Here is a 26,163-nt window from a genome sequence, read left to right as displayed (position 1 = left end):
TCCACAGTTTCACACACCCGTTAATGTCCGCCGTACCTCGCGAAGGGCGATCGCAGAATGGCAAGAAGTGGGACTTTGAAGCCGTTCGCTGCTTGCCCCGCGAACGGTTGCTTCAGGCGAAACCGGACATCAAAGCTCCATGCGACCTGTAGCTTCGAACGAAAAGATCTGACAGCGAGCCGGCGACCGGTCAAATCGCTCCTGAAGGCACCGCGAGCATGCCCACGCCGAGTGCGCCGCTGCCGCTAATCTCGTATGCAAACTGGGTAAGTCGAGACGCGCGTTGCGCACGCATTGCCTCTCCGACCAAGATCAATGCAGGGCCGGCACCCGAAGCGCGGTCGATCACGAGCGCAAGCAGATCGAGCCGGGTATGGACGAGACGTTCCGACGGAAGGCTGACGTCGCTCGCGATCAGCACCGGAGTCGCCGGGTCGAGGCCGTTCGCGATCAGCTGGCTCGCGATGACGGTTGCAGCCCCTCGTCCCATGTAGAAGGCAATTGTCGTCGAGCCTTCCGACAGCGTAGCCCAGTCGAGATCCAGCGTCTCGCCAGCGCGCGCGTGCGCGGTGACGAACCGCACCTGGCGGGCCGAGCCGCGCAGCGTCAGCGACAGGCACGCGCTGGCGGCGGCGGCACTGGCGGCGGTGATGCCGGGGCAGATGCGGACACGGAAGCCGTGTGTGGTCAGCGCGTCGATCTCCTCGGTCGAGCGGCCGAAGATCGACGGATCGCCGCCCTTCAGCCGCACGACCCGCTCCCCGGCGCGCGCCGCCGCGACAAGCAGTGCGTCGATCGCAGGCTGTGTCTTCGAATGCCGCCCGGATCGCTTGCCGACCGAGACGCGCCGCACATGGGGAGGAATCAGGTCCAGCACCCCCGGCCCGACCAGCGCATCGTAGAAGACGATGCTCGCAGCGCCGATCAGCTTCTCGGCCTTGCGCGTCAGCAGATCAGGGTCGCCGGGCCCCGCGCCGACCAGCCACACGTCGCCGGGTGCGATGAGCTCAGACACGGACACTCTCCTGGACGGGCAGCAATTTGGCGATGGCGGGGCGGCACGACCCGCAATTGGTGCCGGCATGAAGCGCGGCACCGACCGCTTCGACGGTGACGAGCCGCTGGCCGGTGATCGCGGCAAGCAAAGTGTTGAGCCCGACGTCGAAGCACACGCAGACGATCGGCCCGCGATCGGGCGCGGGCGTGGCCGGGCGGCCGGCGAGCACCTCGAACGATGACGCGTCGGGCACGCCAAGCTGATCGAGCAGCCAGTCGCGCCACGGCAGGCCGGCGCCCCGCGAGACGAACAAGGCTGCCTCGAGCTGGCCGTCCGCGACCACCGCCGCGCGCACCACGCCGCGCCGCGCGTCGATCATTTCGGCGCGCTCGCCGGCTGGTAACAGCGCCGTGAGCGCGGCGGGATCGCCCTCGCCCGCCAGTTCGATCAGCCAGCCATGCGCGGTGCGGATCCGCGTCCAATAGGCGCAATCGGGCGCGGTCGGCCGCTCGCGCGACACGACGAAGCCGGTCCAGCCGGGCTTGTACGACCCGGCGCGCGCGGGGGTGTTCTTGAAGCCGGGCTGGCCCGAGACGGGGTCGCGATCCTTGCCGGGGAGCAATCCGGTGCGGCCGCCGGCGCTGGTCTGGTCGGTCCAGTGGATCGGCACGAACAGCTCGCGGCGGCGCTGGTCGGGGGTGATCGCGACGCGGAAGATACTCGCGCCGTGCGGCGTCTCGACCCGGGCGAGCGCCCCGTCGGCGAGGCCGAGCCGCTTCGCAGTATCGGGATGGACCTCGACCAGCGGCTCGCGGCGGTGCTGCGACAGCTTGGGCGACAGGCCGGTGCGCGTCATCGTGTGCCACTGGTCGCGGTAGCGCCCGGTGTTGAGCCGCAACGGGTAAGCGCGGCTGGCGTCGTCGCGCGGCGCGTGGACGACGGGCACGAGCCGCGCCTTGCCGTCGGGCGTCGAAAAGGCACGTTCGGCGAACGGCGAGGTGCCGCCCCATTGGAACGGCGCCATCGCGGCGTAGTCGGCGTCGGAGATCATTGCCTGGCCGGAAATATCGAGCAGCCGCGTGCCGCCATTCTCGAACCCGGTCTGCGCGGCGAACTCGCGGAACACGCTCGCGGCGCTGGAATAGTCGAAGCCGGCGAACCCCATGCACTGTGCGACCTCGGCAATCGCCCACCAGTCGGCGCGCGCCTCGCCCGGCGGCGGCAAGAAGCCGCGCTGGCGCGACACGCGGCGTTCGGAATTGGTGACCGTGCCGTCCTTCTCGCCCCAACCGAGTGCGGGCAGCTTCACCTGCGCAAACCGCAGCGTATCGGTCTCGGCGATGCAGTCGGACACGACGACGAACGGGCAATTGGCGAGCGCGACGCGGGCCATGCGGGCGTCGGGCATCGACACGGCGGGGTTGGTCGCCATGATCCACACCGCCTTGATCCTGCCCTTGGCCATCGCGTCGAACATGTCGACCGCCTTCAGCCCCGGCCCCGCACAGATCGTCGGCGACTGCCAGAAACGCTGCGCGCGGTCGCGCTCGTCATCCGAAAACCCCATGTGCACGGCAAGCGTCGAGGCAAGCCCGCCGACCTCGCGACCGCCCATCGCATTGGGCTGGCCGGTGATGCTGAACGGCCCCGCGCCGGGCATGCCGATCCGGCCGGTGGCGAGGTGGAGATTGATGATCGCGTTGGCCTTGTCGGTGCCGCTGGTCGACTGGTTCACGCCTTGGCTGAACAGCGTGATCGTGCGCGGGTGATCCGCGAACAGATCGTAGAACGCCTGCAGCTCGGCGCTCGCGATGTCGCAGATGCGCGCGACGTCGGGGTTCGGCAGGGTCTTCCAGAAGCCGTCGGGGACGCTCACGCGCTCGGCGAGCGCCTTGCCGTCGAGCCGCCAGCTATCGCGCATATGCGCGAGCAGTCCGGTGAACAAAGCGACGTCGCTGTCGGGCGCGATCGCGAGATGGAGATCGGCGCGCTCGGCAGTCTCGGTGCGGCGCGGGTCGATCACCACGAGTTTGGTCCCGCGCGCCGCCCGCGCCGCCTCGATCCGCTGCCAGATCACCGGATGGCACCAGGCGGTGTTCGATCCGACCAGCACGATCAGGTCGGCGGCATCGAGATCGTCATAGCTGCACGGCACGACATCCTCGCCGAACGCACGGACATGCGCCGCCACCGCACTCGCCATGCAGAGCCGCGAATTGGTGTCGATATTGGCGGTGCCGATAAAGCCCTTCATCAGCTTGTTGGCGACGTAATAATCCTCGGTCAGCATCTGGCCCGAGGCGTAGAAGGCGACGCTGTCGGGGCCGTATTCGGCGATCGTCGCGGCGAAGCGCTGCGCGACATGGTCGAGCGCATCGTCCCAGCTGGCCTGGCGGGTGCCGATCATCGGGTGGAGCAACCGGCCCTCGAGGCCGATCGTCTCGCTGAGATGGGTGCCCTTGGAGCAGAGCTTGCCAAAGTTGGCGGGGTGGTCGGGGTCGCCGGCGATCGTCGCGGTTCGGTCGCCGGTCGGCGTGGCAATCACGCCGCAGCCGACGCCGCAATAGGCGCAGGTGGTCCTTACACTCAGCCCCTCCCCTTCAGGGGAGGGGTTGGGGTGGGGCCGTGCCTCCAACACGCCGTCGGATTCGCGGAGAGGCCCCACCCCCAACCCCTCCCCTGAAGAGGAGGGGCTTATCATGCCGCTACCCCCGCAAGCGCTTCAGCCCGGCCGATCAGGATCCGCCCGCCATCAATCTTGACCGGGATCACCGGCACGCACCCCTTGTCCTCACCCAGCGCCTCGCCCGTCACCAGCGAGATCCGCCAATTGTGCAGCGGGCAGGTCACCGTGGTGTCGTGGACGATCCCCTGGCTGAGTGGCCCCTGTTTGTGCGGGCATTGGTTGGCGAGCGCATAGACCTCGCCATTGGCGGTGTGGAAGATCGCGATCTCGCGCCCGCCGCGTACCGGCAGCGTCCGCGCGCCGAGCGCGGGGAGCTGATCGACCGGACCGATGTCCAGCCATTCGCCGACCGCGCTCATGCCGTCACCAGCGCAGACGTCGCCAGCGGACGGATCTCAGCGAGATGCTGGTGGAGTTTGTAATCTTCCCCCGCAGCGCGCTTCGCCCAGGGATCGTCCTGCATGAAGCGCTGCGAATAATGGAAGCGCGCGGTCAGCGCCTCGCGGCCCTCCACGTCCTCGACGATCCGCGCCTTGATATAGTCGAGCCCGACGCGCTCGACCCACGGCGCGGTGCGATCGAGATAGCGCGCTTCCTCGCGGTAGAGCTGGATGAACGCCGCGCAGTGATCGAGCGCCTCCTGCTCGGTCGCGACCTTGCACAGGAAATCGGTGCCGCGCAGCTTGATCCCGCCATTGCCGCCGATCGACAGTTCGTAGCCGCTGTCGACGCAGATCACGCCGAAATCCTTGATCGTCGCCTCGGCGCAATTGCGCGGGCAGCCCGACACCGCGATCTTGAACTTGTGCGGCATGAAGCTGCCCCAGGTCATCTGCTCGGTCTTGATCCCGAGCCCGGTCGAATCCTGCGTGCCGAAGCGGCACCATTCGGACCCGACGCAGGTCTTCACGGTGCGCAAAGCCTTGGCATAGGCATGGCCGCTGACCATCCCGGCGGCGTTGAGATCGGCCCACACCGCGGGCAGATCCTCCTTCTTGATGCCGAAGATGTCGAGACGCTGGCCGCCGGTCACCTTGACCATCCGCGCCTCATATTTCTCGGCGACGTCGGCGATCGCGCGCAACTCCTTGGGGTTGGTGACCCCGCCCCACATCCGCGGGACGACCGAATAGGTACCGTCCTTCTGGATGTTGGCGTGCATCCGCTCGTTGACGAAGCGCGACTGGTTGTCGTCGACGAACTCGCCCGGCCAGGCGCAGAGCAGATAGTAATTGAGCGCGGGGCGGCACGACGAACAGCCGTCGGGCGTCGTCCAGTGCAGCGCCTGCATCACCTGCGGGATCGCCTTGAGCTCTTTCTCGAGGATCAGCCGGCGGACGTCCTCATGCGTGAAGCTGGTGCATTTGCACACCGTCGGCGCGCTGCGCTCGCCGTCGAACGCGTCGCCCAGCGTGATCGCGAGCAACCCCTCGACCAGTGGCGTGCACGACCCGCACGACGCCGATGCCTTGGTGCACGCGCGGACCGCGTCGAGCGTGCACGCGCCGCCCGCGATCGCGCCGACCACCCTGCCCTTGCTGACGCCGTTGCAGCCGCAGATCTCGGCATCGTCCGCCAAAGCCGCGACTGCCGCATTAGGGTTTGCCGATGCCGCTCCTCCGCTGACGAACGCCTGGCCGAAGATCAAAGCGTCGCGGATTTCGGCGACGTCCTGCTGTTTCCTGAGCAGATCGAAATACCAGTTTCCGTCCTGCGTATCGCCGTAGAGCACCGCACCGATGACTCGGTCGTCCTTGACCACGACGCGCTTGTAGATGCCCCGCGCCGCATCGCGCATGACGATGTCCTCACACCCTTCGCCGCCCGAGAAATCGCCCGCCGAGAAGACGTCGATCCCCGAGACCTTCAATTTGGTCGAGGTGACCGATCCGGTATAGCCCGAGGGCGTCGCGACGAGCCCGTCGGCAAGGCTGCGGCACATCTCCCACAGCGGCGCGACGAGGCCGTAGACGAGGCCGTTATGCTCGACGCATTCGCCAACCGCGAGCACGTTGGCGTCCGAGGTGACGAGATGATCGTCGACATGGATGCCGCGCCCGATCGCCAACCCCGCGGCGCGCGCGAGCTTGACGTTGGGGCGGATGCCGACCGCCATCACCACCAGCGCCGCGGGGATGTCGCGCCCGTCCTTGAGACGGACGCCCTCGACCTTGCCCTTGCCGTAGATTTCGGCGGTATCTGCGCCGGTCAGGATCGTCTGCCCCCGCGCCTCGAGCGCGGCCTTGAGCAGCCACCCTGCCGCCTCGTCGAGCTGGCGCTCCATCAGCGTCGGCATGATGTGAAGCACCGTGACCTTCATCCCGCGCAAGCTGAGGCCATGCGCCGCCTCGAGCCCGAGCAGCCCGCCGCCGATCACCACCGCGTCGCCACCGGCATCGGCTGCGCGGAGCATCGCGCCGACATCGTCCATGTCGCGGAAGGTGACGACGCCCTGCAGGTCATGCCCCGGCACCGGGATGATGAACGGGTCCGAGCCCGTCGCGAGGATCAGCTTGTCATAGCTCTCGACCCGGCCCGACCGCGCGGTAACGGTCTGGATCTTGCGGTCGATTGCGACGACGGGGTCGCTCGCGACGAGCTCGATCGCGTTGTCGGCATACCAGGCGAGGTCGTTGATCACGATGTCGTCGAACGCCTTGTCCCCGGCGAGCAGCGGCGACAGCATGATGCGGTTGTAGTTCACGTGCGGCTCCGCGCCGAAGATCGTGATGCGATAGCGGTTTGCGTCACGCGCGAGGATTTCCTCGACCGCGCGGCAGCCCGCCATGCCGTTGCCGATGACGATGAGATGCGGTTTGGTCATGACAGAGCCCAGTCTAAGGAAAGCCACAGTTTTCTGGTGTCGGTCGCGAAGCGGTCGGCGCGATAGTCGGCATATTTTAGCAGCGCGGTGTATCTGCCCTTGCGGACGCTGATCTGCGCATCGACCTCGTCACCGTAATGATAGGCAAATCCCGTCAGCGTGCCGGGGCTGGTCTTGTACGCCGGGTTGATCGCGAGCGTCGCCTCGGATTCAGCGAGGAAGCTGAAATCGCTGAACTTCGCCTCAAACCCGCTGCGGACCCTGACTGTGACCGCGTCGGCGTCCTTGGCAAGCGGCACCTGCTCGACATGCTCGTAGCGCAGCCGCGCATCGACCAGCGGGGTGAATGTGAGCGGGTCGGCAAGCGCCGGTGTCGCCACCAGCCCTCCCAATGCGAGGAGCGACAGCCCGCGCATCAGATCCGCGCTCCGCTTGGCGCGGTCCAGCTGCCGCGCCAATGGCGCTTGACCTTGAGGATTCCGAGCAGGGCGATAACCGCGAGCCCGGCGAAGATCAGGAAGCCCGGCGAGGTGCTGCCGGTCCACTGCTTGGCGAAGCCGAGCGAGGACGCGAGGTAGAAGCCGCCGATTCCGCCGCCGAAGCCGACCAGCCCGGTCATAACGCCGATCTCGCTGCGGAAGCGCTGCGGCACGAGCTGGAACACAGCACCATTGCCAAAGCCGAGCGTCGCCATCACCAGCAGGAACAGGCCGAGCGAGACGAGCAGCGAGGCAGGTGCGGTGCTGATCGCGACCAGCGTGATCGCCGCGAGCAGATAGACCGCGGTCAATGCGCTGATCCCGCCGATCCTGTCCGCCACCGCGCCGCCGATCGGCCGCACCAGCGATCCGGTGAAGACACACGCCGCGGTGCAATAGCCTGCCATCACCGGGGTCAGTGCGAAACGGTCGGTGAAATAAACCGGCAGGCTGGCGGCGAGCCCGACAAAGCCGCCAAAGGTGACGCCGTAGAACAGCATGAACCACCAGGTGTCGGCTTCCTTGAGCACCGACAGATAGGCAGCGAACGGCTTGGGCGCGGGCTGGCTCGGCGAGTCCTTCGCCATTACCATGTAGAGCACGAACACGATCACCAGCGGGATCACCGCCAGCCCCAGCACCGCGTTCCACCCGAACGCCTTGGCGAGCAGCGGCGCGAACAGCGAGGCGAGCACAGTGCCCGAATTGCCCATGCCCGCGATCCCCATCGCCTTGCCCTGATGCTCGGCCGGATACCAGCGCGAGGCCAGGGGTAGGGCGACCGCGAAGCTCGCCCCGGCAAAGCCCAGCACGACACCGAGTGCGAGCGTACCCTCGAAGCTGTGCACCCCGAACAGCCAGCCGATCGACAGGCCGGCGATGACGATGATCTGCCCGATCGCCCCGGTCTTTTTCGGCCCGATCTTGTCGACGAGCAGCCCGTTGACGAGCCGTAGCACCGCGCCGGCGAGCGTCGGCACGGCCACCATCAGCCCCTTCTCGGCGGGCGACAGCGCCAGCTCCTTGGCGATGATCGGCGCGAGCGGGCCGAGCAGCACCCACACCATGAAGGCGAGATCGAAATAGAGAAATGCGGCGATCAGCGTCGGGCGATGCCCACTCTGCCAGAAGCCGGTGGCACCCGGCGCGGTCGGCTTCGCCTTCGCACGCGTGCCGGTCCCCGCCAGCCCCGCGTCAAACCCTGTCTGCAGCTGCGTCATCGTCCCGATTCCCCCTCGAGCAAACGCAAAAAAGCCGCCGCGGCGCTCGATCATGCGAGACGCGACGGCGACTTTGCCAGATTGTTGGTGATGCCGAAGACGCTACCCCGTTGCAGCGTCTCGACGATGACCGAAAGCTGCATCGATTCGCGCCGCAACGCAACAATTTTCTGCAACGCGGTGCTTAAAGCTCAGAATCCACCCAGATAGCCGGCCAGATCGGCGGGATCGAAGCTGCGCGCATCGAAGAATCGGTCTGCGCCGAGGATCAGCCGACCCTGTGTGGTGCCCACGCCCAGCGCTTCGACGATCCCGCCCTCGAGCTTCGAGCTCGCCCCCGGCAGCGGGACGCCCAACGGCCGCAGCGCGGCGCGATAGACGTCGGGGCGAAAGACGCGCTGCGCGGCGTCATAGCTGGTGGCATTTGCCGGGACATGGCCCGCGATCGTCATCTGCGCATAGAGCCACGCCGCCTGGCTGACCCACGGAAAATTGGCCGCCTCGCGGTGCTGGAACATGAAGTCGGGCACGTCGATCGGCGCCGCTCCTTGCGCAAACACGATGCGGTCCGAGATCGCGTGGCCGATCAGCGTCGCCGACCCGTCGAGATAGGCCGGACCCGCGAGGATCGCGGCGATGTCCTCGCGCCGTGCCGGGTCGACGAACGCGACGCCCGCGCGGTACAGCGCGCGCAGCAGGCGGTGCGTAAGGTCGGGATCCTCCTCCATCCGCGCGCTCCGCATCGCCAGCACCTTCTCGACACCGCGCAGCCAGATCTGCGACGTCACCGCGACGATCACGCCGACGCCGCGATCGACCGCGACGCTGTTCCACGGCTCGCCGACGCAGATCCCGTCAATCTCGCCCGCGGCAAGCGCGTCGGCGGCGAAGGGCGGTGCGACCGTGACGATCGCGACATCGGCGTCGGGATCAATCCCGCAGCCGATCAGCCAGTAGCGCAGCATATAATTGTGGCTCGAATAGCGATGCACCACGCCGAAACGCAACGGCGTGCCGCGCTCGCGCGCCGCCTGCGCGACGATCGCAAGCCGCGCCCCGATCGCCGCGACATCGCCCGGCACGCCCACGGCTGTGACCTGCGCGGCGAGATCGGGCCGCAGCGTGATCGCGTTGCCGTTGAGCCCGAGCACGAACGGTACCGACAGCGGCGTCGCCGGCCGCCCCAGCCCCAGCGTCGTCGCGATCGCGAGCGGCGCGAGCAGATGCGCGGCATCGCTATGGCCATAGAGCAGCCGGTCGTTGACCGTGGCCCAGCTGATGTCGCGGATCAGCTCGAGCGAGATGCCCTCGGCCTCGGCAAACCCGAGTTCGCGTGCAAGGATCGGCAACGCGGCGTCGACCAATGGCAAAAAACCGATGCGGAACGGCGTGGTCGTCATAAATCCCCCATCAGCCGGTTGGCGGTGACGATCGCGTCGGCGACGTCGCCGATCCGCCGCCCGCTATCCATCGCCGCCTTGCGCAGCGCGGCGTACGCTGCTGGCTCGTCGATCCCGCGCTTCTTCATCAGCAGCGCCTTGGCCTCGTCGATCGCCTTGCGCTCGGCGAGCGCGCTGCGCGCTTCGTCGAGTTCGGTGCGCAGCCGCGAATAGGCGCGAAACCGGCGGATCGCGAGTTCGAGGATCGGCCGGATCCGCTCCTTCTTGAGCCCGTCGACGACATAGGCGGAAACGCCCGCGTCGATCGCCGCCTCGATCCCCGCCACGTCGCTCTGGTCGACGAACATCGCGACCGGCCGCGCCATCGCCTTGGACAAGGCGAACAGTTCTTCCAACTCGTCGCGGTGCGGATTGGCGAGGTTGATCAGCACGACATCGGGCGACAGCGCCTCGAGCCGCGCGGCGATCCCGCGCCGATCGACGAAGATCGTGACATCGCTCAGGCCCGCATCGCGCAGCCCTTCCTCGATCACCGCCGCGCGCGCGGCACTTTCATCGACAATCGCGATCCGCACATGCGTGTCCCCCGTGACGCTCTTAGACCGATGACATAGAAGACCAAAGCCGATTGAGCGGACGATCTCCTGAAGCCCTGAGCACGTTTACGACGACAGATTCTGGGACTGCAAATACATCATGGAAGCGGCGATAGCGGGCGCACTGCCGGCCGGGCGCTCGGCGCAGCCTGACCGGCAGCTTCTGTCACTATCGGACGTTTACCGAGGCTGATTGGAATGACCGGCTCGGGCCGATACCGGCCTCGCCGAGCGCCCGATTAGCCAGACCCAAATTCGGTCATTCGCGCGGACTTCCCCGCTCCCCAGCTTCAGTCATTCGTTCATCTCCGCGCTGACCGCTTTCGTTGTCCGGTGTTCGACCATGAACGTCATGATGGGAAGGATTGCTGGCCGTCCGATTTCGGGAAGGCCCGTGGCAATAACCGATATTGCGAGACTGCCGCTTTCTGCAAAGAGAATCGTCGATCAGGAATAAAATTGCCAAGCGATCCGCTCGCCGATAACATCGTACCAGCAACGATCGGGGGAGCCAATGCTGTGCCGACTATTCGCAGGCTACTATCAGTCGTTGCCGTCTTGGCTGCGTTGACGCCCATGACTATCTCCGCAGAGCCGATCGGTCGAATTACCGGTATCGGTGGCATCTTCTTTAAGAGCAAAGCGCCGAAAGCCCTCATGGCGTGGTATCGCGATGTTCTCGGCATCAAAGTTGAGGCGTGGGGCGGAGTCGTGCTGCCCTATGACGCGCCAGAGCACCCGCCAGTACTCACTCTGAATATATTTAAGGAGGGATCCAACTATATGGAACCCTCAAAGCGCGAGTTCATGCTGAACTTCGCGGTAGATGACTTGGACGCGTTCGTTGATCGTCTGAGAGCCAAGGGCGTCGCGATACTTAAAAGGGATGACACCGACGCAATCGGGAAATTTGCGTGGATCGTTGATCCGGACGGGACCAAGATAGAGTTGTGGGAGCCGAACGCTGAGACTGCATCAAAAGTAGGCCCGTCTCGACGGAAATGGGCAGTTTCGGACGCTCGCCGAGAATTGCGGTGGCGCGCAACCCGCCTCCGCGAACGCGAAATCGCGTTCTGCCGTGCGATTCTACCGCAACTAACAGCCGCGGAACGTACGCTATGAGAGAAGAACGGCCATTTGGTCAGGCTCAGCGTCAGCAGCGCGGCGGCCAGGTTCGATCCACCGTCTCCAATGAAAGCCTGATAGGCTAAATAGCTACAAAATCGGGAAAATCGATGGTCAGGATCGCGCCTCGCTCCGGAGCTTCGCGCGATCTGATGCTGATCTTTCCGCCGATTTCCATGACGATCTGCCGGGAGATATAGAGGCCAAGACCTGTCCCGCGATCCGTCTTCTTGGTGGTCATGAAGGCATCGAATGCCCGGTCCGGATGACTCAAAGACAGCCCGGCGCCATTGTCCACAATCCTAATCCGAACGCCGCTCTCTGAGACAGTTACCTCCAGTTCGACGGCACCGGTCAGACTAGCGTCCTCGGCTTCGCGGCGCGTTGCGATGGAGTCGACCGCGTTCTGAATGGCGTTGACGAGCACCTGCTCGAGGCCGACGCGCGGAGCAAGGAGCAGAACCGGCGGCCCATCTGGCAACGTCATTTTCACGCCAACATCGTGCTGGATCAGCAACGGCCGCATGAAGGACAAGGTTGTGCTGACGACGTCGCCCAGATCAAGCGGTTCGGGGCTGTCATTCTCGATCCGAGCGTAGCGCGAAATACGCGCAATGATATCGCGTGCGCGGTTTACCTGTTCGCTGATCCGATCAAACTTATCGCGAGCACGCGCCGCACCATCGGGACTCGCCTGATCGAGCAACAATCGGCCATTCTCGGCAGAAAGCGAGATGGTGAAGAGAGGTTGTTTGAGTTCATGACTCAGGGCTGAGGCCATGCCCCCGAGCTCGACGAGACGCGCCTGCTGAAGCATCCGATTCTGCGCCAGCTTCGACTGTCGGAGGCGCACCAACCACCCCGAACGCCAATGGCCGGGAGCCAGGAGGTCGCGACCGACGAATAGATACCAATCACTCGATTCCTGGTCTGCAAGCCGAAACTCGACAAACGCCTCGGCATCATCGCAGATGTCCGCAAAAGCTAGGCAATCATTGGTATGGATCGCTTCGGACCGTTCCTGTGCAACCCGTTCGATGTTCATGTCCAGAAAAGCGAGGGTGCCCGTGGCAGCGTCGAAGCGGATATCCGCCGCAAGGCTCAGGTCCATTTCCTTCTTGAGTTCGATGAATGCCCGGGCAATTCGCAAGCGCTCTTGCACCAAATCGGCAAAGCTGTTGTTCGCGGTGACGATAGCTGCGATCGGGCGGTCGAATTCGTTGAATGTCAGCTTTTGAGGCAGCGAAAGGCCAGGTTGGCCGAACCCTTCCGCGACTTCCTTCCAAGCCTGCAGCGAGCGACGCAGGGCGCGCGTGATGAGCAGCTGCAGCAAGATCGACACGACGAGAATGACGCCCAGGCCGAGCATCTCTAGAAGCACAACGCGATAGGCACTCTCGGCGGCTGGTCGGGTTGAGTAGAGATAGAAATATTTGCGGTCGGGAAGAGTGTAACGGCCGAGCTGACACGCGGTAACCCAGTAGGCGAACGTATTGCGGTCGTTCGGCCCCGTCACGTTCAATCCATCATCGATCCGGGTGCAGCCGAAAAGCTGCATCGCTTGTGCGGTTCGCAGGCTGCCTTCGTTGTCCGAGATAAGCAGTCTTTGGGCGTGCCTTCCACTATTGTTCGCTTCTGCCACGCCCAAGAACCCATTTCCGGTCACAAGCCCGCGACCGATCCGCACCTCAGCCAGAAGCGCGGTTTCGGCCATGAAGGATTTGAATTCTTCCGGAAAGCGCCGGACACTGCTGACAAACATGACGAGCGCGCACGCGAGCACGATGAGTGTAATGGATGCCGGCAGGAGCTGGGCGAGGCTGATCGTGCGGCGCAGCGAGACCCGACCGGCTGGAAGGTTCACGACGAAGAGTGACAGCGCTAGATCGACCAGCGCTGCCATCAACACATCGTTGAGAAGCTTGCGGATCATCGTCAGCGCGAAAATCGTCAGCGACGCATCGTAGTTGATGCGCAGGAATAGAAACCCCGCCGCCGTCCCGATGGTAAGCAAAAAGACGGCGGTGGCGATGGCAAGTGAAGAGCCAGCGAAGCGGGTCCAATTGATGAAGACTACATGTCCCAGCGCCAGCGCAATGGTAAAGATATGGCCCCACCAGAACCAGGATGATGCCATCGTTAGCAATACCATGGGAATGGCTAGCCGCAGCCCGCCCAACCTGTATGCGAGAAGGTAGAAAAGGGGGCCGAGATACATTTCGAACCCGGGCGCAAGAATAATGCGGAAGGAACTCGCGCCGATGGCCACGGCCAAAAGGACGATCGTCAGAGCCCATCCCTGGACGGTCATTTGCCGTAGCGGCTCTGCGGCTAGCTGAAACTCGCCGCCGTGCCGTAAGCGGTTGACGATGTCATTCATCAACCCCGCCCGTCTTGTGTAAGCAGTGACAGGAGCAATTCTAAGTCGACTGGCTTGAAAAGGACATGAAGATCCTTCTTCCTGGTTTCATGCTCTATCTGTTCAGTCAGATCGGTGTGGCCTGTCATCAGGATTATGGTGTTCACCTTTGCCCGCAGGTCAGGGTCGGCTCGGATTGCGCGGACCAGGTCAAGGCCACTGCCGTCTCGCAAGCGGAGGTCCGTCAACAGGGTTACGTGGCTGGAACCTTGCTTCAATCTCTCCAGCGCAAAGGCCACACACGCTGCGCCGCTAACCGCGAACGAGCGCAATTCTAACATTTCAACCAACTCCTCCCGGACGTCGGTCTCGTCCTCGACGACCAAGATCATTGTTGGGCACTTTCAATGGTGACGCAAGCTCAAGATAAGAACGCGAAGTTTTCAACGTGTAAATGGCGACGTGAATAAACGTCGACGTTGATGAGCCTGCGCCTTAACCGCGGCGTCCCCGCTCGTACGGCGCTGCCGCAACACTTCTCTCGCAAGCAGATGCGCTGCCGACTACGAATGGCCGCGTCTCTCTCGCGGTCTACGTCACAGAGGCAGGCCTCTCTCCGCCACAGCGAGTGCGAAGGCCTGACGAAACGGTAGCTAAACCAATACAAAAAGCCGTTTTTCTGCTGGGCTTAAGATCGTCACCCGGGATTCGTGCTTCTCTCAGGGGTCGGCACGAAGCCGACATAAACAGATGTCCGGTACCGGCGCGCGCGAAACCGCGGCTGAGCGTCCGGGACTGGGAGCAGGATCGACAGTCTCAGCCGTGCATTCAGGTGTTAGCCGAGGCCCGCCCTATTCCAGCAGCGATAGCGCCGAGTGCCATTTCGATAGGCTGGCAATCTCATGCGACGCTTTGTGCGCTGAGACGCGCGCGGCCCGTCGGGCTGGATCTAGCTGGCCGAGTGCGACTCCCAAAATACAACAGATTTTAGCAAGAACCACAACCGATATGGTGCCATCCTCGAAATAGGGTTAATGTTTCGCATCCGGATCGATCCCGCTGGCAGGGAGCCCTTTATGGAAGACGCAAACGAGGACGGTCAAAGCGTAGAGCCTCTCGCCAAGCGGCGCCGCGCCGACTTTCTCAAGGCGGTTCCACATGGAAGCGCCGCGCTGATCCAGATGGCGGAATACACCGGCGACCTGATCGGCCTTTGCGATGCCGGCGGTCGACTCGCCTATCTCAATCCGGCCGGCCGACGCCTGATCGGAGTCGAGGCGGCCGACATTTTCCCGATGCGGCTGACCGACTACGTCGTTCCGGAACAACGCCACCTCGTCGACGAGGTCGTCGTGCCGACGGCGAGGCGGGACGGCGTGTGGGAAGGCGAGATGCAGCTCGTCAATCTGAAGACCGACGACATCATCGACGTCCAGCGCTCGACATTCGCGACGCGCGATGAGCGCGGCGAAATCACCGGCTTCGTATCGGTCATGCGCGACATCACGCATGACAAGGTCCAGAAAGGCCGGCTTCGCCGCCAGATCGAGACATTCGAAGCGCTGATCGCGAACAACCCTCTTGAAATCTGCCTGGTCGATGCGGATTTCAGGCTGCGCGTAGTCAGCCGCGGCGCCCAGACGGTATTCGAAAATATCCAGCCGCTGCTCGGCCGCGATTTCGCCGACATTCTTCGCGCTCTCTGGCCCGAGCCCTTTGCCAGCGAAGCGATCGCCCGCTTCCGGCAGACGCTTGACACCGGCATGGCGTATGACGCGGCAGCGACGCCGGAACAGCGCGCGAATATCGAGGCACGCGAGGCATATGGCTGGCGGATCGAGCGTGTGACACTGCCGGACGAATGCTACGGCATCGTCTGCTATTTCCATGATCTCATCGACAGGGAGTACGGGACGCGGGCCTTGGGTCGCCGCGAGGCCGAATTGCGGGACCTGAATATTGACCTGGAGCGTCGTGTCCGTGCTCGCACTGCGGCACTGAACCAGGCCAATGCACGCCTCACAGCCGAGATCGAGCGGCGCGAAGCGGTACAGGCTGCGCAACTGCAAAGCCAAAAGCTCGAAGCGGTTGGTCAGCTCGTGTCGGGCATAGCGCACGACTTCAATAACATTCTCGGCGCGGTGATCGGCGGGCTCACAATTATCCAGAACCGCAATGACGACCCGCGCATCGAGCAGATTGCGACGATGGGTCAGCGCGCGGCCGAGCGGGGTGCTGCGCTTGTACGACAGCTGCTCGCCTTTGCGCGCCAGGAGGATGTGGTTGCGCAGCGTGTCGACCTAGCCGGCGCGATTGGCGAGATTTCCGACCTCGTCCGGCACGGCATGCGCGGCAACGTCGCGCTCGCGATCGACTGCGATGACGATCTCTGGCCTGTGCTGGCAGACCCGACACAATTGCAATCGGCGCTGCTCAACCTTGCCACCAATGCCAGCGATGCGATGAATGGCGGCGGCCACCTGCATATCGCCGTCAGCAATTGCGCCCGGACTTCAGCGGATCTTCCGCTGGAACTGGACGGCCAGGACGCGATCAGGATTGTTGTGGCCGACAACGGTCCCGGCATGGACAGCGATACCTTGCAGCGGATTACCGAGCCGTTCTTCACCACCAAGGCGCGCGGCAAGGGGACCGGGCTGGGCCTCGCGATGGTGCAGCGCTTCGTGGAGCAGTCGGGCGGTGCCCTGCGTATCGAAAGCCGCCCCGGCCACGGAACCACATTCTCGATCTTCCTGCTGCGTGCCGTTGATCCTGGCGCTTCCGACCCTGTACCCCGCAGCGACGAGACCGGTTTCAACGCGACCGGGCGCGCTTTCGAAACGATCCTGCTGGTCGATGATGACGCCGAATTGTGCGCCATGATCGCCGAAGGATTGTCTGACCACGGCTTCGAAGTCATCGTCGCGCCGGACGCACAGGCGGCGCTGCTCGAGTTACGGACGCGGGCGATCGACGCGCTCGTGACCGACGTCCACATGCCGGACATGTCCGGTAACGACCTGGTCGCGCAGGTGCGCGCGTCGGGATCGGACATTCCCTGCCTGTTCATGACGGGGATCGCCAACGAAGCCGCTCTCGATGGCGAGACGGTCATGCAGAAGCCCTTCAACCCCGCCGTATTGCACTATGCGCTGCGCCGCATCCTGATTGCACGGGACCAGCGTGCGTCCGATGCCGAGCGGCTCGATCGGCTGACGCTGCGCCTGAAGTCCGATTGCACCCGGTCATTGCTCGACCACTGGCGCGCCATCCGCGCAGGCCAAGTCATCCCGTTGTTCGAGACGTTCACGATCAATGCATGCAGCGAGCCGCACCGGATCGTGGTTGCGCAGATCGACTTGGGGAAGGTGCCGATCCATTTCACCTTCACGCTGGTCGGCGACACCTTGCGCAACGCTGTACCGCACAGCATCGCCGCCACCGAGATGCCGGTCAGTGGCAACGATAGCCTCGCGGCGCGCGAGGCGGCCTATCGCCGCTGCGCGCTGACCGGCAAGCCATCGCATGAATATGCCCGTATCAATCTTGGTGACGGGTATAGGGAAACATTCGAGCGGCTGTTGCTGCCCTTCTCGTCGGACGGGATCGTCGTCGATCATATCGTCGGTGCAGTTGTCATCGAACGTGAAGCGGTGGGGGAACGATGATGGTTGACGCCCGTGAGCTACCCGATTTCAACGAGCCCCAGCTGGCGATAGCGATAGAGGCGCTACCAAGCGAAACGGTCGACGCCTTGCCCTATGGCGCAATCCGGATCGGCGACGATGGCACGGTCGCATATTATAGTGCGGCAGAGCGGCGCCTGTCGGGTTCCGGCAATCATGACCGCCTCGGCCTGGACTTCTTCAGCCGGATCGCCCCCTGTATGGACAATCCCGACTTTCGCGGTCGCGTCGAGCGTGCCCGGGTATCGGGCGTGCTCGATTTGGAGTTCAGCCACGTCGGCGATTTCGAGGACCGCGACCGGGAACTGACGGTGCGTATCCAGTCTGCCAGTACGGGCGGCTACTGGATATTCATGCGCCGCGATTGACCGCTTTTGGTGTCAGATTTTTTGTAAATGTCGGGAATGGAGAGGGAAGCGAACTTTCCACTTTTAGGGCTGCACCCCGGAAAACCAGCCACTGCATGGGCGCCACAGCTGCATCAGCCTTTTGCATCGGAGGAACCCTAGGTTTCATGCCGTTCTTGGATCAATGCAAAAACCGGTGATTTCTGCATCCTGGATGGCAAGGTCCGATCGCTGAACTTTTCGGTGTCGTTATCTCGATTGATTCACGCTGTCCTATAATGCGCGCATGCATGTCGGCGCTTTTCCCTACCATCACGATCGGCGGCACAGGACTACGCACTGCCCCTGCGACCGGATTCGCCCAGTCCTGGCTGTGCTGGCATCAGGGAACACGTTATCATGCTCCGCGGTCTGATATCGCCCGGTTGGCTGGAACGGCTGGGAGACCATCGGCTCGATGGGGCGGCGCTGGACGGCCTGAAAACGCTGTTGCCGCGATTGGTGATCGCCGCTCTGGCGAGTTTGCTGTTGCTCACCCATCTGGGTTCTCGCGCTGCGATACTCTGGATCAGCTTTGTCGGCTTTGCGGAGCTGTGGTGCAGGCAATGCAGTATCATGCTGGCGCGACCGGATGGCGGGCGCCTGCCGCTGCGGCTCAATTATATTGCCTCCGCACTCATGACGACGATCGCGTGGACGAGCTTGCCGGTTTTGCTGTGGTGGAGCAGGGTACCTGATATAGGTTCAGCGGTTATCGTCATGCTGATCTCGCAGCTGATCCACGCTCAAGCCTTTGCCTTCCGCGCCCCGTCGATCGTGGCGTTCAAGGTTGGTGTTCCCGCCAGCGCAATGCTCGCGCTGCCTTGGCTGGTCGAACCAGCAAGCTATTTCACCACTCTCACGTCGACAATCGCGTCGGGTCTTTGCATCAGTTATATCTTCGCAAGCGTGCGGGCAAACTGGCGGAGCGATGCGGCGCTACGCAAAGCTCATGACGAACTCCAATATCTGGCCTATTTCGACGGACTTACCTCCCTCGCCAATCGTCGACAGTTCACACGACACATGCGCAATCTCATCGAACTGTCCGATCGTCAAAAGTCCCGGTTTGCCTTGCTCCTGATCGATCTTGACCATTTCAAGGTCGTCAACGACACATTTGGCCACGATGCTGGCGATGCGCTCCTCGTCGCGGCAGGAGAGCGTCTGCGCGCAGCCGTTGGAGAGTTGAGCCATGTCGCGCGGCTCGGCGGTGACGAGTTTGCCATACTCTTACCCGACATCGGCAGCACCGCCGATATCGATGCGGCATGCGGTCGCATCGTCGATGGCGTCCAGCCTGCTGTCGACTTCAACGGAGGACAGATGTACCTAAGTTTCAGCATCGGCATCGCGCTTTATCCCGGCGACGGCGACAGCATACAAACAGTCCTGAAATCCGCGGACGTTGCGCTTTACGACGCGAAGCGGAGGGGGCGAAGCACGTGGCGCTTCAGTGAAGGGTTCGGCAAGGTCGCATAAGTCAAGTTTGAGACCTGCGGACGGTGCGCGTCTGATCCATTGCTTGCACTACACTGACACACTCGACCCAAATCCGGCCATTGCTGCCACCTCCCCCGCTCCCCGATTTCAAGCATTTCCCTGTTCGCGCTGGCGGCTTTTGGCGGCGGATATTTCCTCATGGACGCCGTGATCGAGAAGAAAGCGGGACGTCCGATTTAGGGCAGTCGGTAGGAGGCAGCCGCCGGTTCAAACGGCTGCGAGAATGATAATCGGCGCCTTTCGGGTTGATCGCGGCGTGCACGTATTCACACAAATGCTCGGTAAATCTCAGCCGCTCTTTTTGAGCGGCCAAACCCTTCAGTACGATTAGGTTTAGAATTACCGCCCAGACTCCTCAATCCATGCGGACTCTAGAGAACGCCCTAATTCGCAATAATCTGCAGTTGGTTAGGGCCACCGGTGATGGATCCCCGCATATAAATGGTGACGTTTTCCTGAGGCTGACGCCCTTCCTTTGGCCGGCATTCTATAATTGCCTGAGAAAGGTCGCCGTCTTATGATTACGCAGAACTTGGCCCGGCATATTGCGTTACTGCGCATAGGTCGGCCGTCGCTTCACACCGTTACAGCCTTTTTCAAAACGCAGGCTCGCGTTCTGAGCATTCCCCTCTGCATGGTTGTGGCGAATGGCTCGGCAAGCGCATCGACGGCGAACACGACGTTCACTGTGACGGCCAATGTCGTGTCGAGTTGCCAGATTTCGGCGACCGCGCTGACGTTCGGAACCTATACCGGGGCCCAAACCGACGCGACCTCGACGATCACCGCGACCTGCACGGATACCACCGCCTACACCATCGGCGTCAGCGCAGGCTTGGGCACGGGGGCGACCGTAACGAACCGGTACATGAACGGCCCCAGCGTCGATGTGCTCGCCTATGCCGTCTATCGCGACAGTGCGCGTACCAATAGCTGGGGCACGACGATCGGTACGGACACGGTCTCGGGCACCGGCAACGGCGGCGCTCAGGCCATTACCGTTTATGGGCGCCTTTCAGCGGGTCAATTGCCCGTCCCCGGAGCCTATTCGGATACTCTGACCGCAACGATCACCTACTGATGGCCCGGGGAAGTGCTATTCGCGTCGAGAGGCTTCGTCGCTGGTCGATGGCGGGCGGATACGGGGTCGTCCTGGCAACGGGCATCGCCCCGCTTCACGCACAATCCCTGTCGGTGAGCCCGGTCACGTTCAATCTTGCCGCCTCGCAGCAGGCGACGAGCCTGACGGTCCGAAACGATGGCGCTGAGGAAACGGTGGTCCAGATCCGGCCCTTCGCCTGGACGCAACAGCCCGACGATGTCCTCACACCGGCCGACGATGTCGTCGTCAGTCCCCGCATCGTGACGATCCCACCCCATTCGAACCAGGTCTTCCGTGTCCTCGTGCGGCATAAGCCGACGTCCAAGGAACTGACGTACCGATTGATCCTCGATCAGATCCCGCGCGCGTCCGAACCCGGTGCCGTGCGTATGGTCCTGCGCATTTCCATGCCGATCTTCGTCGAGCCCGTCGCTCCGGCGAACCCCGGCGTTCGATTTCGGCTGGCGCGCCGGGACGGTGACACGGTGCTCGTGCTCGAAAATCCGGGAGCGCGCCATGAGACGCTGCGCAACGTTATGCTGCGCGACACGAACGGCGCGCCGATCGCCATCAAGAACGGTGGCTCACCCTATCTGCTGGCTGGCGCGACGCGGGAACTTCCGGTCCAGGACATGCCCGTCCAACCCGCCGTGGATGGCCGCTATCGACTGACGATGGAGGGCGGAAAGGGCCCCATCACCGTTGCCCTCGCGCGGTAGCGGGGACGGGACCGTGCGATGCGCGCCAAAGCCCTCCGATCGACCTGTCGATTTCTCCTGATGATCTGCCTCGCTGACCATGCCGGGGCCGCTCCTGCACCCACGCTGCTGGAGGTCTGGATCAATGGGCGCCCGACCGGGAAAATCGGCGAGTTTGTTCTGCGCGGCGACGGACTGGCGGCGACCCCCAAGGAACTCGCCGAACTCGGCCTTTCCCCGCGCACCACGCCCGGCGATGAACTTGCGGACATCGTCGCCGACCGTGATTTTCGCTGGCACGTCGACCAGGCTACGGGCCGACTCTACGTGACCGCCTCCGAGGTGCGTTTGGTGAGAACGACGATCTCGGCGGCTGCCGCTCCTGCCATGGCCGGAGCGGTGGAGAGCGGGACCGGCTCCACGCTGAACTACGACACGACAGTGACCGGCGATGCTCGTCGCCAGGCCTTTTCCGCGTACCTCGATGCCCGCGTCTTTTCAGGCCATGGAGTTGCGGCTGGTCAGGCCTTGATGACCGCATTCCGTTCGGGGACGACGACGACCTATCGCGCGACCAGGCTTGATTTCAACTACACCGTTTCGCTGCCCGACCGCCTGCTGCGGCTCAGGTTGGGCGACTTCATCACGTCGGGCGCGGACTCGCAACGGGCGATCCGGCTCGGCGGCATCCAATTCGGTTCGGACTTCGCGCTGCGCCCCGACCTGATCACGATGCCGCTGCCCGATTTTCGTGGAAACGCGGTCGTTCCCACCATCGCCGACATCCTTGTGAACGACACATCCGCGATATCCCTGCCTATCGGCGCTGGTCCCTTCGAGATCCGCAACGTGCCGGTGCAGACGGGCAGCGGCAAAGTCTCGCTGAACCTCCAGAATTCCCTGGGACAATCCGTCAGGACGACGGTGGCCTATTATGCGAGCAATGCTCTGCTGGCACCCGGGTTGCACACGTTCGCTGTCCAGGCTGGCGTTATCCGGCATCAATTCGGGAGCCAGAGCAACGCCTACGGACAGTTCGCGGCGAGCGGCAGTTACCGCTGGGGCGTATCGCCACGGCTGACGGCGGCGTTCTATGCCGAAGCAACCCGCAGCGCGGCGCTCGTCGGGTCGGGCGTGTCGGTAAACCTGGCCAATTTGGCAATCGCCACGGGTGACTGTGCGGCCAGCAGCGGGCGGGACGGGAACGGTGTGCGCTGCGTCGCGCAAATCGAACACCGCGACTCACTGGTGTCGCTCCGGCTGTCCCACGGATTTGCAACGAAGGACTTTCGCGACATCGCGGCAAGCGATGGCTATCCTGCCATTCGCCAGCAGACCGACGCCAGCATTGCGCTTGCAATGGGTCCGGCCGGTACGATGTCCCTCGGCTATACCGCCCTCGATCAGGCAGGCGACGTCGCCTGGGAAAGGCTGAAGGGCGCGCCGGCGATGTTTGGCCGCGGTTCCGCGGTCCGTCTGGCGTCCGTCACCTACAGCGTGCAGCGGGGACCGGTATCGATCTACGCGAACGGCTCGCACGACACCACCGCACGCGGCGGCCGCAGCATCATGTTCGGCGTGTCGCTTCCCTTCGGACGCCGCAGTCAGGCGAGTGTTGATCGGCAGATGCAAGGCGGCCGCTGGCAAAGCCAGCTGCAGGCGGCGCGCGGCACGAGCGAGGCCGATTCCTGGGGCTATCAGGCGGCGATCGGACGCGGCGCGATCGACAGCCAGTTTGTCGAAGTACAACATCGGTCCCGCATCGGATGGCTGGCCGCCGGAATCGATCGGACCAACGGTGCAACGACGATCCGTGCCCAGGCGCGCGGGTCCGTGTCCGCAATCGATGGCTCGGTATTCCTGTCGAATACGATCAACGACAGTTTCGCGATTGTCGACACGCAGGGTTTGGCAGGTGTTCGGGTGCTGCACGAAAACAGGGTCGCCGGCCGAACCGGCCGGTCGGGCAAGCTGATGGTTACCGACCTGCGGTCGTTCCAGGTCAATCACCTCGCCATCGAGCCGACCGATCTGCCGCCCGATGCCGTGATCGCAACCGGGGAACGCGATGTCCGGCCACAGGATCGGGCAGGCGTCGTGCTCAGGTTTCCGATCAAACGACCAAATGGCGCGGTGCTGATCCTGGTCGACGCAAGCGGTAGACCACTTCCACCGGGAAGCACCGTCACGCTGGAAGCGTCCGGGGCGACGTATCCCTTGGGTTTCGACGGGGAGACCTTCGTCGAGGGGCTCGACCAGCACACCGTCCTGAACGTCGCGCGCCCTGACGGCACGCGCTGCCGTGTCGGACTGTCCGTCGCTGCGCGGGACCGGGGTCTCGCGCGGCTTGGCCCGTTTTCCTGTGTCGAGACGGCCCCGTGATCGCCCGCGTGCTGTTCACGCTCTTTTGCCTCGCGATACCCGCTGTCGCGGATGCGGGATGCTCGGTATCGGCAAGCGGGGTCGCGTTCGGGAACTATGACGGGTCCGCCACGTCGGCGGACGACGCGACGGGCACGATCACGATCAACTGCTTCATACTCTCCGGTCTCGGCGGGTACACGATCGCGCTCAGCCCGGGACGAGACGGCAGCTATACGGCGCGACGCATGATCTCTGGAACGGCGACCTTGCCCTATCAGCTTTATGCGGATCCGGCGCGAACGCAGATCTGGGGCGACGGGTCGGGCGGGAGCTCCACCGTGCGGTCCTTCGATATCATCCCGTTGCTTGGCGGAAGTTCGACCTACCAGATTTACGGAAGAATTCCCGCCAATCTCTCGCCACGCCCCGGAGCCTATAATGATACGATTACAATTACGGTAAGCTATTGATTGATGCCGTATTTACTACATCTGAAAGGCGTCCGATCTCGGGAAGGGTCAGGCGACTAAACCCGTAGCCCATCGTATGGACGAACGGCTGTTCATGGCAATCGCCGCCCGAAAGCGGAGGGGCGGCTTACGACCGCTTTTACCGGTCAACTCTGAGCATAGGCCGTACGCAATACAGGGGCGCGGCCTAACGCGACATAAACCACGGCCAGCGATACCCGCGGAAATCGTGCAGCGACGTTCGGCTTCAAGCACGCGCGCTTTTGGGGAGCGGTTATGGGAACCCGACGACTTGATCGCAACTTTGGGCTTAGATCCAAAGGGTGGTGGCGGAGCGGGAGGGATTCGAACCCTCGATACGCTTTTGACGTATACTCACTTTCCAGGCGAGCGCCTTCGACCACTCGGCCACCGCTCCGCATTGCTCTGGAACGCGCCTGCTAGAGCGGGTTTGGCTGCGGCGCAAGCGATTGCGTGATGCGCGGCACTCGGGCAGTCTCACGGCGATGATCACCGCCCTACTCGCCGCCGCCCTCGCCCAAGCCACGCCGGTGCCGACACCGCTGCCGTCCGATCCGGTCGCGGCGGACTGGGTCGCGGTGCCCGATGACGAGATTCTCGTCTCCACGCTGGCGAACGGGCATAGCTTCACGCTTCGCCTCGCGCCCGCCTATGCGCCCGCGCACGTCGCCAACATCCGCGCGCTCGCCCGCGCGCGCTGGTGGGACAGCGCGACGAGCGTGTACCGCGTGCAGGACAATTACGTCGCGCAATGGGGTGATGCGACCGAGAAGAAGCCGCTCGTCCCCGGCGTCGCGGACGGGATCGCCGCCGAATATGACATGCCCGGGCCGACCGCGATCGTGCGGCTCGCCAAGCGCGATCCCTATGCCGAATGGGCGGGCTACAGCGCGGATGGCTGGCCGCTTGCCGGGTCGGGCGATCGGCAATGGCTGCCGCATTGCTACGGGATGGTCGGCGTTGCGCGTGATCTGGCGCCTAGCGTCGGCAGCGGCGCCGAGCTCTACACCGTGATCGGCCATGCGCCGCGGGCGCTCGACCGCAACATCGCGGTCGTCGGGCGGGTGGTCGACGGGATCGAGTGGCTGTCGTCGCTGCCGCGCGGGACGGGCGAGCTCGGCTTCTACGCCACGCCTGCCGAGCGCAGCCCGATCGTCTCGGCGCGGCTGGCGAGCGACCTTCCCGCCGCCACCCGCCCGCACTTCCAGTACCGCGCAACGGCGAACCCGCGCTTCACCGCCTGGATCGCGGGGCGTGAGAATCGGACGCCGCCGTTCTTCACGGTGCCGGCGGGCGGTGCGGATATCTGCAACGCGCTCCCGCCGGTCCGCCGCACGCCGGGCTAGGCGTCGCTGCGCAGCGTGCGGATGATCGCGGAGAAGTCGAGCCCGCCCTGCCCGGCCTCGGCGAACGCCTCGTAGCGCTCCGCCGCCTTCGCGCCCATCGGCGTGTCGGCGCCGACATCCTGCGCCGCCGCCATCGCAAGCCGCAGGTCCTTCAGCATCAGGGCCGCCGCGAACCCGCCCTGATAGTCGTGGTCGGCGGGGGTGTCGGGGCCGATCCCCGGCAGCGGCGCATAGCTCGTCATCGACCAGCTCTGCCCCGACGACACGCTCGCAATGTCGTAAAAGGCCTGCGCGTCGAGCCCGAGCTTGTCCGCGAGCACGAACGCCTCGCAGGTCGCGATCATCGTCGCGCCCAGAATCATGTTGTTGCAGATCTTCGCCGCCTGCCCCGCGCCGTTCGCGCCGGCATGGATTACCGCCTTGCCCATCGCCGCTAGGATCGGTTCGGCGCGCTCGAACGCCGCCGCCGAACCGCCGACCATGAAGGTGAGCGTGCCCGCATTGGCAGCACCAATCCCGCCGGAGACCGGCGCATCGACCGCGGCGAGCCCCTTGGCCTGCGCGGCGTCGGCGACCTGTTTCGCGGTCGCGACGTCGATCGTCGAACAGTCGATCAGGATCGCGGTCGGCGCCGCAATGCCGAACAGCGCGTCATACACGTCGGCGACGTGCTTGCCCGCCGGCAGCATCGTCACGATCGCCTCCGCTCCGTCCGCGGCCTCGGCGGCGGAGGCGACGGGCAGGCAACCCGCGACCTTCGCCCTGGCCAGCGCGTCGGCGCTCAGGTCGAATGCGTGGACGTCATGGCCGTTCTTCGCGAGGTTCGCGGCCATCCCGCCGCCCATGTTGCCGAGCCCGATGAATCCGATGCGTGCCATGTTCTCTCTCCTAAATCTGCCGC

Annotated in this window: 20 protein-coding genes and 1 tRNA gene; 10 read left to right on the top strand and 11 right to left on the bottom strand. The window is 64.2% G+C overall.

Features of this window, described 5'->3' with window-relative positions:
• Window positions 1–190: 190 nt before the first annotated feature.
• The 8 genes from cobA to J3A66_RS14165 form a co-directional block, all read right to left on the bottom strand.
• Entirely contained in the window at window positions 191–1,021 is an 831-nt protein-coding gene (gene cobA / locus J3A66_RS14200; protein ID WP_209569584.1) for a uroporphyrinogen-III C-methyltransferase, read from the bottom strand.
• Complete coding sequence (locus J3A66_RS14195; RefSeq protein ID WP_348634056.1) at window positions 1,008–3,542, bottom strand: molybdopterin-dependent oxidoreductase; 2,535 nt, start codon at window positions 3,540–3,542, stop codon at window positions 1,008–1,010. Before J3A66_RS14195 ends, cobA begins: the two co-directional genes overlap by 14 nt.
• A gap of 152 nt (window positions 3,543–3,694) precedes the next feature.
• Complete coding sequence (gene nirD, locus J3A66_RS14190) at window positions 3,695–4,042, bottom strand: nitrite reductase small subunit NirD (RefSeq protein WP_031441259.1); 348 nt, start codon at window positions 4,040–4,042, stop codon at window positions 3,695–3,697.
• Window positions 4,039–6,507, bottom strand: coding sequence for a nitrite reductase large subunit NirB (nirB, locus tag J3A66_RS14185; RefSeq protein WP_209569579.1), 2,469 nt, complete (start codon window positions 6,505–6,507; stop codon window positions 4,039–4,041). The genes nirD and nirB overlap by 4 nt, the downstream gene beginning before the upstream one ends.
• Window positions 6,504–6,965, bottom strand: coding sequence for a hypothetical protein (locus J3A66_RS14180; protein WP_209569578.1), 462 nt, complete (start codon window positions 6,963–6,965; stop codon window positions 6,504–6,506). The genes nirB and J3A66_RS14180 overlap by 4 nt, the downstream gene beginning before the upstream one ends.
• Complete coding sequence (locus J3A66_RS14175; protein ID WP_209569576.1) at window positions 6,923–8,206, bottom strand: nitrate/nitrite transporter; 1,284 nt, start codon at window positions 8,204–8,206, stop codon at window positions 6,923–6,925. The genes J3A66_RS14180 and J3A66_RS14175 overlap by 43 nt, the downstream gene beginning before the upstream one ends.
• Before the next feature lie 191 nt (window positions 8,207–8,397).
• On the bottom strand, window positions 8,398–9,606 hold the full coding sequence (locus J3A66_RS14170; protein ID WP_209569574.1) for a CmpA/NrtA family ABC transporter substrate-binding protein: 1,209 nt from the start codon (window positions 9,604–9,606) through the stop codon (window positions 8,398–8,400).
• Window positions 9,603–10,181, bottom strand: coding sequence for an ANTAR domain-containing protein (locus J3A66_RS14165; RefSeq protein ID WP_031441254.1), 579 nt, complete (start codon window positions 10,179–10,181; stop codon window positions 9,603–9,605). The genes J3A66_RS14170 and J3A66_RS14165 overlap by 4 nt, the downstream gene beginning before the upstream one ends.
• A 480-nt stretch (window positions 10,182–10,661) precedes the next feature.
• Between J3A66_RS14165 and J3A66_RS14160 the strand changes: the two genes are divergently transcribed.
• Window positions 10,662–11,324 carry a VOC family protein gene (locus J3A66_RS14160; RefSeq protein WP_245336827.1) on the top strand — a complete coding sequence of 221 codons (663 nt, stop codon included), beginning with the start codon at window positions 10,662–10,664 and terminating at the stop codon, window positions 11,322–11,324.
• An 85-nt stretch (window positions 11,325–11,409) separates the two neighbouring features.
• Here J3A66_RS14160 and J3A66_RS14155 read toward each other — a convergent pair whose 3' ends face one another.
• Window positions 11,410–13,707, bottom strand: a complete 2,298-nt coding sequence (locus tag J3A66_RS14155) for an ATP-binding protein (RefSeq protein ID WP_209569572.1) — start codon at window positions 13,705–13,707, stop codon at window positions 11,410–11,412.
• A gap of 65 nt (window positions 13,708–13,772) precedes the next feature.
• On the opposite strand from J3A66_RS14155, the gene J3A66_RS19315 reads away from it, so the two are divergent.
• From J3A66_RS19315 to J3A66_RS14115, 8 genes are all read left to right on the top strand, one after another.
• Complete coding sequence (locus J3A66_RS19315) at window positions 13,773–14,024, top strand: hypothetical protein (RefSeq protein WP_245336826.1); 252 nt, start codon at window positions 13,773–13,775, stop codon at window positions 14,022–14,024.
• Between the two features lie 738 nt (window positions 14,025–14,762).
• Entirely contained in the window at window positions 14,763–17,354 is a 2,592-nt protein-coding gene (locus tag J3A66_RS14145) for an ATP-binding protein (protein WP_209569568.1), read from the top strand.
• A complete protein-coding gene (locus tag J3A66_RS14140; RefSeq protein ID WP_209569567.1) occupies window positions 17,351–17,740 on the top strand; it encodes a hypothetical protein in 390 nt (129 codons plus the stop codon). Before J3A66_RS14145 ends, J3A66_RS14140 begins: the two co-directional genes overlap by 4 nt.
• Before the next feature lie 378 nt (window positions 17,741–18,118).
• The gene (locus tag J3A66_RS14135) at window positions 18,119–19,240 is read left to right on the top strand and encodes a GGDEF domain-containing protein (protein WP_209569565.1); all 1,122 of its coding nucleotides are present in this window, start codon (window positions 18,119–18,121) and stop codon (window positions 19,238–19,240) included.
• 655 nt (window positions 19,241–19,895) lie between these two features.
• Window positions 19,896–20,342: a spore coat protein U domain-containing protein gene (locus J3A66_RS14130; RefSeq protein ID WP_209569563.1), complete on the top strand. Its 447-nt coding sequence runs from the start codon at window positions 19,896–19,898 to the stop codon at window positions 20,340–20,342.
• Window positions 20,343–20,389: 47 nt separating this feature from the next.
• Window positions 20,390–21,082 (top strand): fimbria/pilus periplasmic chaperone, encoded by a 693-nt coding sequence (locus tag J3A66_RS14125; RefSeq protein WP_209569561.1) that lies wholly within the window; start codon window positions 20,390–20,392, stop codon window positions 21,080–21,082.
• A gap of 18 nt (window positions 21,083–21,100) precedes the next feature.
• Window positions 21,101–23,443 carry a fimbria/pilus outer membrane usher protein gene (locus J3A66_RS14120; protein ID WP_209569559.1) on the top strand — a complete coding sequence of 781 codons (2,343 nt, stop codon included), beginning with the start codon at window positions 21,101–21,103 and terminating at the stop codon, window positions 23,441–23,443.
• Complete coding sequence (locus J3A66_RS14115; protein WP_192098491.1) at window positions 23,440–23,895, top strand: spore coat U domain-containing protein; 456 nt, start codon at window positions 23,440–23,442, stop codon at window positions 23,893–23,895. The genes J3A66_RS14120 and J3A66_RS14115 overlap by 4 nt, the downstream gene beginning before the upstream one ends.
• 327 nt (window positions 23,896–24,222) lie before the next feature.
• On the opposite strand, the gene J3A66_RS14110 is transcribed toward J3A66_RS14115, so the two are convergent.
• Window positions 24,223–24,313 (bottom strand) — tRNA-Ser (locus J3A66_RS14110).
• An 88-nt stretch (window positions 24,314–24,401) separates the two neighbouring features.
• On the opposite strand from J3A66_RS14110, the gene J3A66_RS14105 reads away from it, so the two are divergent.
• Window positions 24,402–25,262 carry a peptidylprolyl isomerase gene (locus J3A66_RS14105; protein WP_209569557.1) on the top strand — a complete coding sequence of 287 codons (861 nt, stop codon included), beginning with the start codon at window positions 24,402–24,404 and terminating at the stop codon, window positions 25,260–25,262.
• Here J3A66_RS14105 and mmsB read toward each other — a convergent pair.
• On the bottom strand, window positions 25,259–26,140 hold the full coding sequence (gene mmsB, locus J3A66_RS14100; protein ID WP_209569555.1) for a 3-hydroxyisobutyrate dehydrogenase: 882 nt from the start codon (window positions 26,138–26,140) through the stop codon (window positions 25,259–25,261). The genes J3A66_RS14105 and mmsB overlap by 4 nt on opposite strands.
• Between the last annotated feature and the right edge of the window lie 23 nt (window positions 26,141–26,163).

Origin of the sequence: Sphingomonas sp. PvP018, assembly GCF_017876865.1 — a bacterium.
In the GTDB taxonomy this organism is placed as follows: Bacteria; Pseudomonadota; Alphaproteobacteria; order Sphingomonadales; family Sphingomonadaceae; genus Sphingomonas; species Sphingomonas aerolata.
Note: the sequence above shows the minus strand (reverse complement) of the source record. Positions and strands in the feature narration are given on the sequence as shown.

Bases quoted from the DNA above. Each gene is read 5' to 3' on its own strand.
- J3A66_RS14140 (WP_209569567.1), top strand. From the start codon at position 17,351: ATGATGGTTGACGCCCGTGAGCTACCCGATTTCAACGAGCCCCAGCTG.
- J3A66_RS14145 (WP_209569568.1), top strand. From the start codon at position 14,763: ATGGAAGACGCAAACGAGGACGGTCAAAGCGTAGAGCCTCTCGCCAAG.
- J3A66_RS14135 (WP_209569565.1), top strand. From the start codon at position 18,119: ATGCTCCGCGGTCTGATATCGCCCGGTTGGCTGGAACGGCTGGGAGAC.
- J3A66_RS14170 (WP_209569574.1), bottom strand. From the start codon at position 9,606: ATGACGACCACGCCGTTCCGCATCGGTTTTTTGCCATTGGTCGACGCC.
- J3A66_RS14175 (WP_209569576.1), bottom strand. From the start codon at position 8,206: ATGACGCAGCTGCAGACAGGGTTTGACGCGGGGCTGGCGGGGACCGGC.
- J3A66_RS19315 (WP_245336826.1), top strand. From the start codon at position 13,773: ATGAAGATCCTTCTTCCTGGTTTCATGCTCTATCTGTTCAGTCAGATC.
- J3A66_RS14120 (WP_209569559.1), top strand. From the start codon at position 21,101: ATGCGCGCCAAAGCCCTCCGATCGACCTGTCGATTTCTCCTGATGATC.
- nirB (WP_209569579.1), bottom strand. From the start codon at position 6,507: ATGACCAAACCGCATCTCATCGTCATCGGCAACGGCATGGCGGGCTGC.
- nirD (WP_031441259.1), bottom strand. From the start codon at position 4,042: ATGAGCGCGGTCGGCGAATGGCTGGACATCGGTCCGGTCGATCAGCTC.
- J3A66_RS14155 (WP_209569572.1), bottom strand. From the start codon at position 13,707: ATGAATGACATCGTCAACCGCTTACGGCACGGCGGCGAGTTTCAGCTA.
- J3A66_RS14130 (WP_209569563.1), top strand. From the start codon at position 19,896: ATGGTTGTGGCGAATGGCTCGGCAAGCGCATCGACGGCGAACACGACG.
- mmsB (WP_209569555.1), bottom strand. From the start codon at position 26,140: ATGGCACGCATCGGATTCATCGGGCTCGGCAACATGGGCGGCGGGATG.
- J3A66_RS14125 (WP_209569561.1), top strand. From the start codon at position 20,390: ATGGCGGGCGGATACGGGGTCGTCCTGGCAACGGGCATCGCCCCGCTT.
- J3A66_RS14105 (WP_209569557.1), top strand. From the start codon at position 24,402: ATGATCACCGCCCTACTCGCCGCCGCCCTCGCCCAAGCCACGCCGGTG.